The organism is Nostoc sp. JL33 (assembly GCF_017114985.1).
In the GTDB taxonomy this organism is placed as follows: Bacteria; Cyanobacteriota; Cyanobacteriia; order Cyanobacteriales; family Nostocaceae; genus Nostoc.
In genome coordinates this window covers 102,422-117,817 of the sequence record NZ_JABXKP010000090.1, presented here as the reverse complement: position 1 = coordinate 117,817, position 15,396 = coordinate 102,422, and the positions used below count along the sequence as shown (strand labels likewise).

12 protein-coding genes, 1 pseudogene and 1 riboswitch are annotated in these 15,396 nt (G+C 42.5%); of the genes and pseudogenes, 5 read left to right on the top strand and 8 right to left on the bottom strand.

Annotated elements, in window-relative coordinates:
* The 4 genes from HWQ23_RS26940 to HWQ23_RS26925 all read left to right on the top strand — a co-directional run.
* The coding region (locus tag HWQ23_RS26940; protein ID WP_292835376.1) for a hypothetical protein at positions 1-196 on the top strand (196 nt) is incomplete at its 5' end.
* Positions 197-636: 440 nt separating this feature from the next.
* Entirely contained in the window at positions 637-900 is a 264-nt protein-coding gene (locus HWQ23_RS26935) for a hypothetical protein (protein ID WP_292835373.1), read from the top strand.
* Positions 901-903: 3 nt separating this feature from the next.
* Positions 904-987: riboswitch (Fluoride riboswitch) on the top strand.
* 112 nt (positions 988-1,099) lie between these two features.
* Positions 1,100-2,440: a voltage-gated chloride channel family protein gene (locus HWQ23_RS26930; protein WP_292835370.1), complete on the top strand. Its 1,341-nt coding sequence runs from the start codon at positions 1,100-1,102 to the stop codon at positions 2,438-2,440.
* A gap of 32 nt (positions 2,441-2,472) precedes the next feature.
* The gene (locus HWQ23_RS26925) at positions 2,473-2,769 is read left to right on the top strand and encodes a hypothetical protein (RefSeq protein WP_292835367.1); all 297 of its coding nucleotides are present in this window, start codon (positions 2,473-2,475) and stop codon (positions 2,767-2,769) included.
* Between the two features lie 223 nt (positions 2,770-2,992).
* On the opposite strand, the gene HWQ23_RS26920 is transcribed toward HWQ23_RS26925, so the two are convergent.
* The 5 genes from HWQ23_RS26920 to HWQ23_RS26900 form a co-directional block, all read right to left on the bottom strand.
* Positions 2,993-3,634, bottom strand: coding sequence for a Uma2 family endonuclease (locus tag HWQ23_RS26920; protein ID WP_292835363.1), 642 nt, complete (start codon positions 3,632-3,634; stop codon positions 2,993-2,995).
* A 122-nt stretch (positions 3,635-3,756) separates the two neighbouring features.
* Positions 3,757-4,992 carry an LL-diaminopimelate aminotransferase gene (locus tag HWQ23_RS26915; RefSeq protein ID WP_292835360.1) on the bottom strand — a complete coding sequence of 412 codons (1,236 nt, stop codon included), beginning with the start codon at positions 4,990-4,992 and terminating at the stop codon, positions 3,757-3,759.
* A gap of 164 nt (positions 4,993-5,156) precedes the next feature.
* Complete coding sequence (locus tag HWQ23_RS26910) at positions 5,157-6,509, bottom strand: NAD(P)/FAD-dependent oxidoreductase (protein WP_292835355.1); 1,353 nt, start codon at positions 6,507-6,509, stop codon at positions 5,157-5,159.
* Positions 6,510-6,981: 472 nt separating this feature from the next.
* Positions 6,982-7,908, bottom strand: coding sequence for a DUF4349 domain-containing protein (locus HWQ23_RS26905; RefSeq protein WP_292835352.1), 927 nt, complete (start codon positions 7,906-7,908; stop codon positions 6,982-6,984).
* A 111-nt stretch (positions 7,909-8,019) separates the two neighbouring features.
* On the bottom strand, positions 8,020-8,652 hold the full coding sequence (locus HWQ23_RS26900) for a DUF1003 domain-containing protein (RefSeq protein ID WP_292835349.1): 633 nt from the start codon (positions 8,650-8,652) through the stop codon (positions 8,020-8,022).
* 834 nt (positions 8,653-9,486) lie between these two features.
* Here HWQ23_RS26900 and ilvC point away from each other — a divergent pair.
* Positions 9,487-10,482, top strand: coding sequence for a ketol-acid reductoisomerase (ilvC, locus tag HWQ23_RS26895; RefSeq protein ID WP_292835346.1), 996 nt, complete (start codon positions 9,487-9,489; stop codon positions 10,480-10,482).
* 472 nt (positions 10,483-10,954) lie between these two features.
* Here the strand turns inward: ilvC and HWQ23_RS33745 are convergent.
* The 3 genes and pseudogenes from HWQ23_RS33745 to HWQ23_RS26885 all read right to left on the bottom strand — a co-directional run.
* Positions 10,955-11,068 (bottom strand): annotated as a pseudogene (locus HWQ23_RS33745) (IS982 family transposase); the annotation flags it as partial.
* A 221-nt stretch (positions 11,069-11,289) separates the two neighbouring features.
* Entirely contained in the window at positions 11,290-12,639 is a 1,350-nt protein-coding gene (ovoA, locus tag HWQ23_RS26890; RefSeq protein ID WP_292835343.1) for a 5-histidylcysteine sulfoxide synthase, read from the bottom strand.
* Between the two features lie 505 nt (positions 12,640-13,144).
* Positions 13,145-15,301 (bottom strand): polyribonucleotide nucleotidyltransferase, encoded by a 2,157-nt coding sequence (locus tag HWQ23_RS26885; protein WP_292835340.1) that lies wholly within the window; start codon positions 15,299-15,301, stop codon positions 13,145-13,147.
* Between the last annotated feature and the right edge of the window lie 95 nt (positions 15,302-15,396).

Genomic DNA, 15,396 nt, shown 5'->3' with positions numbered 1-15,396 from the left:
AAATCAACAAATGCGAACCCCGAATCAACAAATGCGAACCCTAAATCAACAAATGCCAACCCCGAATCAACAAATGCGAACCCTAAATCAACAAATGCGAACCCCGAATCAACAAATGCGAACCCCAAATCAACAAATGCGAACCCCGAATCAACAAATGCGAACCCTAAATCAACAAATGCGATCGCCAAAATAACATTAGAAAGGGGAAACTAAGACATCTAATTCCCTCCCCTTTATAAGGGGAGGGTTAGGGAGGGGTAATTCAATAACCTACGTGTATACCATAGCCGACTCAGAGAGGGACAGACTTGAACTTTAATTCAAGACAGGGAGAGGTTTGTGGAACTAACGAGAGTAAATTTCACAAAGTTTTCCCACTTAACTTTTATAGAGATTCTGAGTCTATCCCTTGTGCTTCATACATCTGTTCGGTAAATAGTTGAAAATCTATCTAGTTTGCACACCTTCAAAGCTTCAGTGGCTTGTGAGTATCCTGTGCATCAAATAAATTGCGATCGCTCGCGGATTTTGGGCAACCAAGAATGCTGTTGGCGTACTAGTAGATAGATTCCCTGTAGAGACGGCGATTTATCGCGTCTCCCTAACCGTCAAAATGAATTTTACAGACCACTAGTGGCAAATAGTATACCTGCAAATCTGCGCCGCGCTGCTTTTGGATTCCTCAACTTAGCTGTGATATTAGCGCTTTTACCTGCCAGTTTGCTAGCTAGTGGGCTGTGGCAAACACTGAGAGCAGAGGCGACTTTTATCGCTAGTAGCTTGTTTGCGTTGGCTAGCAAAAACCGCAGGCATCGCAGCTGTATTATTGCTAATCACTCAAAGAAACAAATACAAATATTGATTCAACCAAAAGCAAAAATGGTATCCTTGATTTAAATTCAAATTAATGGCGATGGAGCTCGCCAAAACCGCCTTTCCAGTCCTAAAAATCATCACTGAAAGGCTAATGGCTCCTACTTTCTTCGCTAACTGCGGGAGGGTAGGGCTTGGCTAAACACATTACCTGACTCCCCTGTAGAAAGTGTAAGTCTACAGATGCACCTCAAGAAGTCATGGGATGTTAGCCAGTGTATTTATGAAACGCCTTCGTCAGTTTGAACCGTTTATTGCATTACCCCATCTAATTAAATGGTTGCCTATTTCCTTTGTGGTTGGCATTCTTGCTGGAACAGCTTCTGCGGCTCTTTTAGCATCATTGGAATGGGCAACTAATTGGCGAGAATCGCACCGGTGGATTATCGCCTTACTGCCCCTTGGTGGCTTTGTGAGCGGTTGGATTTATCATCAGTTTGGCCGGACTGTAGAAGCCGGAAATAACCTTTTACTTGAAGAAATCCATAACCCCAAAAATATTATTCCCTTCCGTATGGCTCCTCTTGTTTTACTAGGAACAGACCTGACGCATTTATTTGGTGGTTCAGCCGGTCGTGAAGGTACAGCATTACAAATGGGTGCAACTTTTTCAGACCAGTTAACTAAAATATTACATTTTCAAGGGGCTAATCGGCGGATTTTGTTAACGGCAGGTATAAGTGGAGGATTCGCTTCAGTTTTCGGTACTCCCTTAGCTGGAACCGTATTTGGTCTAGAAGTTTTAGCAATTGGTAAAATTAATTATGACGCGCTTTTTCCTTCTTTAATTGCTGCGATCGTTGGAAATCAAGTAACCTTACTATTGGGTTTGCATCATACAGCATACCAACACGCTCCGTCTACACCGACGCTTACAATTTGGGGACTGATTTCTGCGATTATTGCAGGTGCAATCTTTGGAATAACTGCCCGATTTTTTGCTCAATTAACTCACAAAATCAGTCACTTCTTTAAAGCCAAGATATTTTATCCTCCAATGCGTCCTTTGATAGGCGGGGCGATAATAGCAGCAATTGTTGGATTGAGTGGAACAACCAAGTACATTGGCCTTGGTATCCCAACTATCGTTGATTCTTTCTACACTCAGCTACCTCCTTGGGATTTTGCAGCCAAATTGGGTATGACAGCTTTAACTCTAGGCGCAGGTTTTAAGGGTGGGGAAGTAACCCCTTTGTTTTTTATTGGTGCTACTTTAGGTAATGCTTTGTCGTTACTTTTAGCATTACCTACACCACTGTTAGCAGGAATGGGATTTGTGGGTGTGTTTGCGGGTGCAGCAAATACACCTTTGGCATCCACCTTAATGGGAATTGAACTATTTGGTCTGGAATCAGGGATATTTATTGCTATTGGCTGTGTAGTAAGCTATTTATTTTCAGGTCATTCAGGAATTTACTCTGCACAACGTATTGGGTTGAGTAAATACTCTGCTGTATATTTAGAAGAAGGGGTGACTTTGGCTAATTATGGACGAAAAAAAGTTGAACCAAAAATTGATTTACCTGATGATGATGATGAAGGAAGAAGTAATTATAAGGAATAGTTTTTTGATGCAATTAATGGATATTGTTAAAAATGAAGAGTCATGGATTTAGTAAACTAGTTACCTTTCTAAATCAATTGGAACAAGAGAAAATTAGTTACACTTTAGCCCATCATCGGGATGAGACTATTATGGTGAATGTGGCGGTGGCTGGGGAACGATGGGAAGTAGAATTTTTTGAGGATGGTTCGGTTGAGGTAGAACGATTTATTAGTAGTGGAGAGATGAATGGGGAGGAGGTTTTTAGTGAATTATTTGCTATGTATTCAGAGCCAGAAAACCATTCTGCCAAAGTTACCCAAAATGCTAAGTTTACAACCACGACATGAAGGCGATCGCCTTTAAATACGACTACCAACATAAAGATACAAACTATTTAACTTGGCATTTATTGAACTTGTTCCTGGAATGCGAAATGTCATTGCGAATGAAGGGTTCGCGGTAGCGTCTCGTAGAGAAGCGGAATGAAGCAATCGCCGGGGTTTGGGATTGCGTCGGAAGCCTCGCAATGACCTTATAATATGTAATGAATTCTGCACAGGTACTTATTATTTACTGAATCATTGCTTCCAATTCTTCCAAAGCTTGAAAACTTCCTACTTGCCAACTACGTTCCACGGCTGCCGGAATAATTTGAGTAATAGCTATATCTTCAAAATTAGGACTGGTGTTAGATTTTATGTATTTCCCCTCTTTCAGCAAATAAATAGAAAGACTCCCGCTATCGTAAACCCATAGTTCTGGGACTCCAATGGCTTCATAAGCATCAAGAGTAGTTTTCGATGTGACATCAGTCTCAATCGCTAAATCTGGCGGCGGGTCATCAGGTTGTAAGCGACGATGACCAATCATTTGTTGATAATTCTGAATATAAAAGCAAGCATCAGGTTCAACTCCTGCTACACCTTGCCGTTTAAAGGTGGTGGAACCAAAAGGTTGATATCTGATATTTTTAGCCTTCAGCAATATTTTGACAATATCAGAAATTAAATCTTTGGGTATTTCATGTTCTGGTAAAGGAGCCATAATTTCTAAAGTCCCTTGACTGTAGGCAATTCGTATAGTTCTTTTTTCTCCCAATTCTTGTAAAATAGATTCAAATTCTTCCCAGCTAACATCTGGAATAGTCACCGTGCTACCAGGTGCTAACTGCATTTGGCTAACAGGTTTGAAAACGGGGATAGCAGCAGTCATAACCAAAATATAAGTAAGCTGAATCTCAATAATTATCTATCAGGTTGCGGTGGATAATATAGCCCACCGTAACCTTTAGACTAATAGAATGAGTTTAACAAAAGCGGCTAAAAGCGATCAGCTTACACTTTAAACTTCTCGGTAATCCGCTTCATTGCCTCTTCGACATTTTCCCGACTGTTAAACGCCGAAATACGGAAGTAACCTTCACCCGCAGCACCAAAGCCAGAACCAGGTGTCCCCACAACATTGACAGTTTGCAGCAACTTATCAAAGAATTCCCAACTGGACAAACCATTAGGCGTTTTCACCCAGACATAAGGTGCATTCACGCCACCATAAACTGATAATCCGGCGGCTGTGAGTTTCTCGCGGATAATTTTGGCGTTTTCTAGATAGAAACTCACCAATCCTTTGACTTGCGCCTGTCCTTCTTCAGAGTAAACCGCTTCGGCTCCCCGTTGGATGATGTAAGAAACACCATTAAACTTAGTAGACTGGCGGCGATTCCAGAGTTTCCAGAGTTCCACATCCGAACCATCGGCGGCTTTTGCTGTGAGTGTTTTCGGTACCACAGTTAACGCGCAACGGGTTCCTGTAAAACCTGCATTCTTGGAGAAAGACCGAAATTCGATCGCAACTTCCCTTGCACCTTCAATTTCATAAATTGAGTGGGGAATCGACGGATCGGTAATGTAAGCTTCGTAGGCTGCATCAAAGAAAATAATCGAGTTATTAGCTTTGGCATAATCAACCCATGCCTTGAGATATTCCTTGGTAGCAGTTGCGCCAGTCGGGTTATTGGGAAAGCAGAGATAAATTAAATCGACTTTCTTTGAGGGAATCTCGGCGGTGAAGTTGTTCTCAGCCGTAATCGGCAGATAAACTAAACCCTCAAATTCGCCTTTATCATTAGCATCCCCAGTATTTCCCACCATAACGTTAGTGTCTACATACACGGGATAAACTGGGTCAGTAACGGCAATTATGTTGTCATGACCAAAGATTTCCAAAATGTTGCCGGTGTCGCACTTGGAACCGTCGGAGATAAAGATTTCCGAGGCATCGATCGCAGCTCCCCGTGCTTGGAAATCTTGAGTAGCAATTTTTTCTCGTAACCAAGCGTAGCCTTGCTCTGGGCCGTAGCCTTTGAAGGTATTGCGATCGCCCATTTCTTCCACAGCTTTAATCATCGCTGTGCGGCAAGCCTCCGGCAGAGGTTCGGTAACATCACCAATCCCCAACCGGATGATTTTAGCATTACTGTTCGCTTCCGCAAAGACATTCACCCGCCGAGCAATTTCTGGAAACAGGTAGCCCGCTTTCAGTTTCAGGTAGTTGTCGTTAATAGTTGCCATGTGTAGATTATGAAAAACGCCCTCAAACAGCTTACTGCTAATTTATGAGGGCGGGGAGTGGGGAGTGGGGAGTGGGGAGTGGGGAGTTAGGAGTTAGGAGTTAGGAGTTAGGAGTTAGGTATTGGGAAGAATTCTTGCCCAATGCCCAATGCCCAACTAGATATTTATCGGCTGTTTACTATTTCCTGATGTGTAATAACTGTTGCGATCGCCAATTCCTGAGTGGGTAAGGATTCTTGACCTGTAATCAATCTGGCTCCGCGATGACGGGTGAAATAGTTCCATGCCCACTTAATTATCACTACTAATTTGTTGTCAAATTCAATTAAGAAGTAGATGTGAATCAACAGCCAAAACAGCCATGCAAAGAAACCTTTCAGCTTGATAAAACCCAAATCTACCACAGCAGAATTGTGCCCAATCATCGCTAAACTACCGTGATCAACATAAGCAAAGGGTGGCAAACTCTCACCTGCAAGCCGATGCTGGACTAGTTCTGCTACATATTCACCTTGTTGCTTCGCTACAGGTGCAACACCAGGTAATGGTTTATCATTTTGATGAGAAAAATTTGCTAAGTCGCCAATTACAAAAATATTCGGATGTCCCTTAATACTCAAGTCAGATTCAACGATAATCCGTCCAGCGCGATCGCATTCGGCACCTGTGCGTTCTGCTAGCACTTTTCCCATTGCTGAAGCTTTCACACCTGCTGCCCATAATACCGTTTTTGAGGCAATCTCGCTGACTTGTTCGCCTTGTTTGAGGGTAACAAGATCATTTTCAATATTCGTTACCAATGTTTTTGTCTGGACAATCACCCCCAACCGCGTTAAAGATGCTTCCGCTTCTTGTGATAACTCTGGTGCAAAGGGTGGCAAAATGCGATCCAGACCTTCTAATAGCAAAATCTTGGCTTCGGATGTGTCGATGCTGCGGAAATCTTCTTTGAGAGTTTGATTTGCTAATTCTGCGATCGCGCCCGCTAATTCTACACCAGTCGGGCCACCACCAATAATTACAAAAGTTAACCAGGCACGGCGTTTTTCTGGATCTGTTTCTTTTTCTGCGGCTTCAAACGCTGTAAAAATCCGGCGACGCATTTCTATGGCATCTTCTACAGTTTTCAAGCCTGGGGCGAATTCTTCCCAGTTGTCTTTGCCAAAGTAGGAATGCTTGGCTCCTGTGGCGACAATTAACGTATCGTAAGCTATTGCTTCGTCACCCACAATCACTTTTTGCGCTTCTGGATCAATATTATTCACCTCTCCCAGCAACACTTTCGTATTTTTGCTCTTGCTGAGTACAGAACGCAACGGCGAAGAAATATCCGCAGGAGATAGCGCACCTGTAGCGACTTGATATAAGAGGGGTTGAAATAGATGAAAGTTGCGTTTATCAATCAGAGTAACGTTTACTGCCGCTTTGGCGAGTGTTTTCGCCGTATAAAGTCCACCAAAACCACCGCCAACAATTACTACTTTATGAGGTGGATTATTGTCAAGTGAATTTACCATAAGAAATATTATCCTGTATTCCGACTATTGTAACTATTCTTAACAAATTTGTATCAATATTGTCATCATATATTTTGTATTGCTTTTTACATTTGAAGAATGATTAAAGTAATCAAAACTACAGGATAAATAGAACTTTTCAAGATGGAGGCGCAGACAAGATAGCGTTTCTAATAAAAGTCAGTCACAGCTTAACCGAGAACCCCATCCCCAACCCCCTACTTGCTTGCGAGGAGGAAGCTAAGATGTACCTCATGTGTGTGATTAGGAAACGCTATTATCTCCCCTCTCCTTACCAAGGAGAGGGGTTGGGGAGCCAGTGCGTTGCGGGGGTTCCCCCCGTTGTAGCAACTGGCGTGGTGAGGTTATGATGTACTTCATGCACCTGAGAGCCGCTATAAGAGTTGGGAATATTTGAATCGCTCTTTGCTTATGTAAATTTACTAAATATAGATGTAATGTTTGTATAAACTTACTTGGAACTAGTTGGTTCTGGTGTTTGTGTCAAACGTGGTGAATGAGTTCGCCGCCAACGGATAAAGCCATAGACAAGAGCAGCAAAAATTAACAAATAGGGACTGTAAACAATTAACCAAATACCCAGCTTGAGTAAGCCAACGGAAAATGCACTCAAAGAATGGGTAGAGTTATTCCAAGTTTCCTGAACTTGCAAACCAAAGGCAGGTTGGGGACTGGTGCTAGAAACTGCTGCTTCTAGGTTCAGCGTAATAGTGGAATAAGCAACTTGATTTTGTAGGCTTTTTAGTTGGGCATTAATTTGTTCTATTGTTTGTCGGACATTACTCAACTCTTGGGCAACACTAAGCACATCTCTAATTGAACCCGCCCGATCCATAATTTTTTGCAAATTGACTTCAGTTTTCTGCAAATTGGTTAATCTAGCTTGGAAATCCACCAAGCGATCGCCCACATCTTCCGCAGTGATATTACGACTCTCGACAGTGCCCAATTTAGCTAATTGTTCTAAGGTAGATTCCAGCAGATTTTCTGGTATCCGCAATTGTATTGTTGCTGTGTAACGCAGGTTGTCGTTTTTGGGTTGTTGTTCTTGCAACCCGATTAAATCCCCTTGCTGTTTATTGATAATTTGCGAAACAGCATCAATACTCTTATCTACAGAGTTGACTCTCAAAGACATTGCTGCCTTTTTGATCAGTTGGGGACGAGAACGGGATCTTGGTGCAGCTTGCGTCTTTTGGGAAAGACTGCTTTCACTAGCCGGTGCGATCGCTTTATTTGCCGCGCCATCGGCTGCAATTTCAGGTAAAGCCTGATTTGCTGACTGATGGGAAGAGGCGCAACTGGTGAAAATTACGCCTCCTAATAACGCACTCACAAATAAAGCAGACGTGCGCGGCAATTTCATCGAAGTATACATAATCTATCCCCAGATGGATGAAGTTAAATCCAGTATTACTGAAGTAAAACTCAATCCATGTATTGTTGCGATTTATGTAACAGGGATAAAGTTTTGTCCAAAGTCCAATTATTATTCTTCAATTAATGTTTTTTGCTCAGAGAAACTTGCTAACTCGGATGCTAAAGTCTCTTCTAATACATCTATAATTGCGTGCGGATCAGTAGGGGACTTCATCATTTCAGCCTCCGGGTCAGAGCGATTTTTGACATTAGGAATATCTTGGCGTAATTCCTCAAGCAAACCGATGAGTTTAGCGATTTTCTGCTCAGAGAGCAGGTTAAGTTGAAGACTAAGCTGCGCCCGTTGCTCTGCTAACTTTTCTTGTCGCTCTTGTTTAATCAATACCCCTGTTGTCACCAACAATGAACCCACAGTCAGGGAAAATTGTAACCAAGGAAATGGAAGAGGATCAAATCTTGGTATGCCCAAACGTCGTGGTAAGATATTGGGTGTTACCCACAGAATAATCGCAAGCACGATGCTATACAGGAATGCAGGACGACCAAAAAAGGCAGTTACCGTTTCTACAACCCGTTGGTGTTGTGGTACGTCTTTTTCAGAACGTCTGTGCAATGCGATGATAGTATCGATATTTTTACTAATAGATTCCGGTAATGGGGCAGTGGGCAGAATGTTTTGACGAGGTGTTTCGCACGATCCTTGCGGTGAATCTTTTGGATTTGGTTTATCTTGGGAGAGCATTGGTAGTCTGACCTGATGAATGATTATTTCAATTTACTAACTCAATTTAAATCGCAATTCGACTGTTATATGCTTGATTAATCAATCAAGTTTGAACTAAAATTGAAGGTAATAACGTTATAGTGTCTACTGGAACCGTTACCGCAGGTAAGTTTCAAGGTGATATGGCAACCAGGATCGCACTCTCGCTATGCCGAAGTCTTAGAATGCCTTTCCTCTCAAAGAATCACCAGCGTTACTAACCCCATACTAGGGTAAAACTTCCGATTTCAAATTTTTAATAACGAAGCTTCCCTGATCGGAAACACTATTATGACTCTAGGGGGCGGTGCTGATGATTTTGGGTAACTTAAGTAAATTATTTGTGTAACCTGTCAAATTAACTACTAAGTTATCGCGTTGCCCTATACGTTCGGTTTTTTGAATATATTCCCGATTTGAGAATTAGCGATCGCATTAGGGATTTCCTACAAATAAATTATTCAATTTTGTGGGGTGGGCAGCGTTCGACTGAGCGTCTTTGCACTGAGCTTGTCGAAGTGTCACGCCGAAGTCTTGCCCGCCCATAGCCAAAGGCGGGCACCCACCCCACAAGAAGTAGTTGAGTATTTTTTTATTTGTCAGTGCCTTATGCAAAACCTTTATCCAGGGTATCTTTCGGACATTTATGACAGCTAAAAATTTTAATGCAGTGCGAAACTTCTGAATCTAGGTTTTATAAGGCTTTGAGCAATATTGTGAGAAATCCGGGTAACAGTTCATCTGTGGTTACTCAATTTGAGGTAGAATCAAAAGTCTGCCAATTGACGATGCTTGCTGACAGGAGATGCTTCTATGGCCCGGATGTATTATGACGAAGATGCCAATTTAGACCTTTTGGCTGGAAAAACTATTGCTATTATCGGCTATGGTTCCCAAGGTCATGCCCACGCTCTCAATTTAAAAGATAGTGGTTTGAATGTGATTGTGGGATTATATCCGGGTAGTAAGTCAGTAGCAAAAGCTGAAGCAGCTGGATTAACTGTGAAGAATGTTGCAGATGCTGCCAATGCTGCTGACTTCATCATGATTTTGTTACCTGATGAAGTTCAAAAAACGATTTACAAAAACGAGATTGAACCCAATCTAGAAGAAGGGAATGTGTTAGCCTTTGCCCACGGTTTCAATATTCACTTTGGGCAAGTTGTACCACCGGATAACGTCGATGTGGTGATGGTAGCACCAAAAGGGCCGGGGCATTTAGTACGGCGGACTTATGAAAGTGGAGAAGGCGTACCATCGCTGTTTGCAGTTTATCAAGATGCCAGTGGTCAGGCACGCGATCGCGCGATGGCATACGCTAAAGGTATTGGTGGTACTCGCGCTGGTGTTCTCGAAACTACTTTCCGCGAAGAAACTGAAACAGATTTATTTGGCGAACAAGCGGTATTGTGCGGTGGTTTGAGTGCTTTAATCAAAGCCGGATTTGAAACTTTGGTAGAAGCTGGTTATCAACCAGAATTGGCTTATTTTGAATGTCTGCATGAAGTCAAGTTGATTGTTGACTTGGTTGTGGAAGGTGGTTTAGCCAAAATGCGCGACAGCATTTCTAATACTGCTGAATATGGCGATTATACTCGTGGCCCGCGAATTGTTACCGAACAAACCAAGGCTGAAATGCAAAAGATTCTCAGCGAAATTCAATCTGGGCAATTTGCACGGGAATTTGTTCTAGAAAACCAAGCTGGTAAACCAGGATTTACCGCTTTGCGTCGCAAAGAAGCTGAACACAAAATTGAGGAAGTTGGCAAAGATTTACGCGCTATGTTTAGCTGGTTGAAAAAAGCTTAATCATTCAAAGATAGAAACTGGAGTTTTGTGACTGTAATTGCGGAATTTTTTGGAAAGAAAATATAACTGGAGAAAGGGAAAGTCTATAAAGTCATCGTCAATCGAGATTTTATGGTTTTTAACGTTTCTCAGAAGTCCCCAGGCTGAATGTATTCATAGCCTGGGGATTGTGAGCGGGTGTTGAGGATTACTAAGCGTATTGATTTTTTGCATTCGTAATTATTTCGTTTAGCATCTTCCTCTCTTTTTTAGAAATTACGCAAAAATACACGCGCTCAGGGGCAATTCATGAATTGCCCCTACCAGAAAATCATTCTTTTCGGCTATTGTTTGCGAAGCTCTAAGGTGAGTAATTAGCAACTTGGATTAATATATTTTTGCACCTATTCATAGGAGGAATTAATTTTATATCTAGAGAATGTTTTTATCACAAAAGAAAGCAAATAAGCTGTTAATAGCAACATAACCGATGGGCTGTTGGAATAATTTTTGCATCGCTCATCTTTCCACGACTGTCTTGATCATGCCCAATAACCTTTAACAGGTTGTCGATGATAGCACAGTCCGTAATTATTTCGTTTAGCATCTTCCCCTCTTTTTATCTCATTGGAGGGGATTTTATTATTTGAGTAACCATGCACGATACCCCAGCGTAAAGCTCTGGGGTGAGTAACTAGCAACTTGGGTTATTTAGAAAATAATGAACATAATTTCATGTTTCATTCTCAGTAATCTCCTTTTAAATGTCTTGAGTTTATTGTGCGATCGCTATGTTCAAGATTCAATATATTCATTTCATGACACAGCTTACAAATCTTGAGCAATTCTAAAACCAGCGTGTTGATAAAAGTAGGGACGAAACCAATTGCGATAGGTTGGTAATGCCATTGAACCATTACTAGCCCAAGAACCGCCGAGCATCATCTGATGTTTGCCATCAAAAAAGGGTGCTGCTTGATCTTTGTAAAGCGGATGAGGTTGAAATCCTGGTAGGGGGTTGAAAGTGTCCCCCAGCCATTCCCAGACATTTCCTCTGAGATCATAAAGCCCACAAGTACTATTAACTGATTTGAACATTCCCACTGGGCTGGGGGAAATGAATTGTAAGTTAAGATTATGATTACTTGATAAGTGCTTATCCTCACAGGTAAGTAAGGCTTGATTCCATTCTGCTTCAGTCATCAAGCGAATTTCTGAGCCTTGAAAGCGACAAAATGCGATCGCTTCGTAATAGTTGACTTCTACAGGCCAATCTAGGGGTAAGTCTATTTCGTCGAATGTGGCTCGATAACGGTAGCCATCCTCGAAAGGTATCCAGAATTTGGGATGTTGGACGTTGTAGAGTTGCTTCCAATTCCCAGATTCACTATCCCAGTAGTCGGGATTGTTGTAACCACCAGCTTGAACAAATTTCAGATATTCGCCGTTAGTGATCAGATATTGACTAGCTAAAAACGGTTTCACTTCAACAGTGCGATCGCCATATTCGCTATCCCAACCATAGGTAAGATCATCCTTGGGTTTTCCTAGTTTCACCACACCACCTGGAACCCGGCGCATTTCATTGTGAGGAATCTTCGCGTTACTAGGTGCATAATTCCAGCCTTGGGGACGTTTTAGACGATCAGTAGGCAATTGACGCACCAGCATCGAAGAGGTTTCAAAGTGAATCCGACTATGTTCTATTCCCATCAGCAAAGCCCAGAAGGGATGCTGTTGATGAATTGGGAGATCCAGGGAAGTATTTTGAATAACCTTTGCGATCGCCTCTCGTGCCTTGTCCCGATATTGCCAAACTTTTTCGACATCAGGCCAGCTAATCCCTTGCATAGCTGCGTCAAGTTCTGTGGGTGTATGTGGATCAACTCCGATTTCAAATAGGGTTTCGTATTGTGAATTAATTCTAGCTTTTATTAAACCAACACCAATTAACTTGTTGATGAAAAAAACAGCTGAGTGACCAAGATAAAAAATTAGACGGTTTCTTAAAGGATCAGGGTTAAGATAAAAAGTTTCTTCCCCAACCAAACTTTTCATCAGTATTTCTTCAAGTTCCCAAGCATTCTCAAAGTAGTTGAGCAGGCTTTGTGAACTGCAATCATTGAGTGTGGGAACTTGAACTGATTTCAGTTTATTTATCGTTGAAACTAAACTCATGATAGATATTTTTCACAGAACATTATGGTACAAATTACAAAAAAAGTGTTACTTATCACTTTTTTTTGGTGTCATTATGATCCGACAATCTGCTAGATTTGTAAATAGATAAACAATGTATTTAAAAATACTAAAACTACGGTTTCCCAGAATAAATAATATAAATAATCTATTAGCGTTGAACAAGTATAGGCGAGGTTAAAACATTCATTAACTGTCTTAACTTTGTTAATTTTAAATTTTAAATTCCTAGATAAGCGACGTGACTTGAAAGTTGTATCAGGTTAAAAGCTGTACAACTAAGTAAGTTGGCATCATAAAACCAAACTATGTAAAGAAAGATAAACTAGGCTAAAACCCTCTTCCCTCCAGCATAACTGCCTCCAGCCTTATCCTAACGACAAATTTTTACGTCCAGCTACTTAATTAGAGAAGCATACGGCGATGCCTTCACAGTAGGCATCGCGGATTTTAGATTTAATCCAATCTAAAATCCCAAATCGAGTTACCGATTCACCGCCGCAGCTTCCCGTGCTGCTGCTGCTTGATCTGGGTGGATACCCAAGCGTGTGAGATTAATCCGACCTTTGTTATCAATTTCGCGCACTTTGATAATCACTTCATCGCCCACTGCTACTTCATCCTCAACTTTGCCAACGCGGTAATCAGCAAGTTGTGAGATGTGGATCATACCTTCTTTTCCAGGCAGGAATTCCACAAATGCACCTATCGGTATAATCCGAGTGATGCGTCCGGCATAGACATCCCCTTCGTTCAGCTTGCGGGTCATGCCTTGGATGATGTTTTTGGCTCTCTTGGCCTTATTCTCATCCACAGCAGAAATTGTCACCGTGCCATCATCTTCGATGTCAATTTTAGCACCAGTTTCCTCTGTGATCCCCTTAATAGTCTTGCCTCCAGGCCCGATAACCAAACCAATCATGTCTGAATCAATCTTGATTGTTAACAGACGTGGGGCATAGGGTGAGGTTTCAGTACGCGGCGTGTCAATGCAGGCGAGCATTTTCTCCAGAATGTGCAACCGGGCTGATTTGGCTTGGTGGACGGCTTGGGAAATAACGTCCAACGACAGACCAGATATTTTCATATCCATTTGCAAGGCGGTAATCCCGACATCCGTCCCAGCAACTTTGAAGTCCATATCGCCCAAAAAGTCTTCAATGCCCTGAATGTCGGTGAGGACTCGCACTTCGTCACCTTCCTTAATCAGACCCATTGCCGCGCCACTGACGGGTTTGAGAATTGGCACACCAGCATCCATTAAGGCTAGGGTGGAACCGCAGACTGAACCCATTGAAGTGGAACCGTTGGAGGAAAGTACTTCCGATACGATGCGAATCACGTAGGGAAATTGTTCCTTTGAGGGTAACACAGGTAGTAGCGCTCGCTCTGCCAATGCCCCGTGACCAATTTCGCGCCTTCCTGGAGATCGCATTGGCTTGGTTTCCCCGACTGAGAAAGGCGGGAAGTTGTAATGATGCAGGTAACGCTTGTGTTGATCTAGCTGCATGTCATCGTTGAGGTTTTGGGCATCCCCAGGTGTACCCAGAGTACAAGCGGATAATACCTGAGTTAGTTCCCGGTTAAATAAACCGCTACCGTGGACTCGCTTTGGTAAGACACCAACTGAACAAGAAACACGACGCACTTCATCGAGTTTACGACCATCAACACGAACATTATCTTCGATGATTTGCCGTCGCATGAAGTATTTGGTAATATCTTTAAAAGTGTTACCAAGTGCCTTGCTATTTGCAGTTGCGGCAACTCGAATTGGGTCTTCTTGTGACAATTCGGTGATCGTTGTGGCAATTTCATCCTTGACGACATCTAAAGCGGCATCGCGTTCGGGTTTGGTGAAATGAAATTGAGAGAGGATTTTTTTAATCTGGCTACTAGCGCGATCGCGGATATAATTTTCTAGCGTTTGGTCTACTTGTGGTGGTGCTTCTTGCACAATTACCAGACCCAGTTCTGCGACTAAATCTTGCTGCGCTTTGATTAAGTCCCGCACTGCTTCATAACCAAAGTCAATCGCCTCGATAATATCTCGCTCTGGCAACTGATTGGCTCCCGCCTCCACCATGATTACGCCATCTGGTGAACCTGCTACGACCAGATCCAAATCTCCAGCTTCAATTTCTGCATAGGTGGGGTTAATAATGAAATCATCTCCCACTAAACCAACCCGCACTGCTGCCATTGGCCCATTAAAAGGAATCTGGGCAATCAAGGTAGCGATCGAAGCGCCTGTAACTGCTAACACATCGGGTGGAACTAACTCGTCCATCGACAGCGTTAAGGCAATAATTTGCAGGTCATCCCGTAGCCATGAAGGGAACAGGGGACGCATCGGACGGTCTATAAGACGGCTGGTGAGAATTGTTTTTTCTGGTGGGCGACCTTCCCGCCGCATAATCCCGCCGGGAATCCTACCTGCGGCATATAGCCTTTCTTCATAATCTACTGTGAGGGGAAGAAAATCAATGCCTTCTCTGGCTTGCGATCGCGTAGCCGTCACTAAAACGGATGTGTCCCCTGATTCTATCAAAACCGACCCACCAGCCTGGGGAGCTAGTAGGCCCACTTTCAGTCGAATATCCCTTCCATCGAAGGATATTGACTTATCAACTTCTGCCATTCAGTTTTTTTTCCTTCTCTTTCGCTATTCTCTTTCTGTGGCAATCCTAACATTTATGCACTATGACTGACTTCTGGTATATACAAAGATAAAAA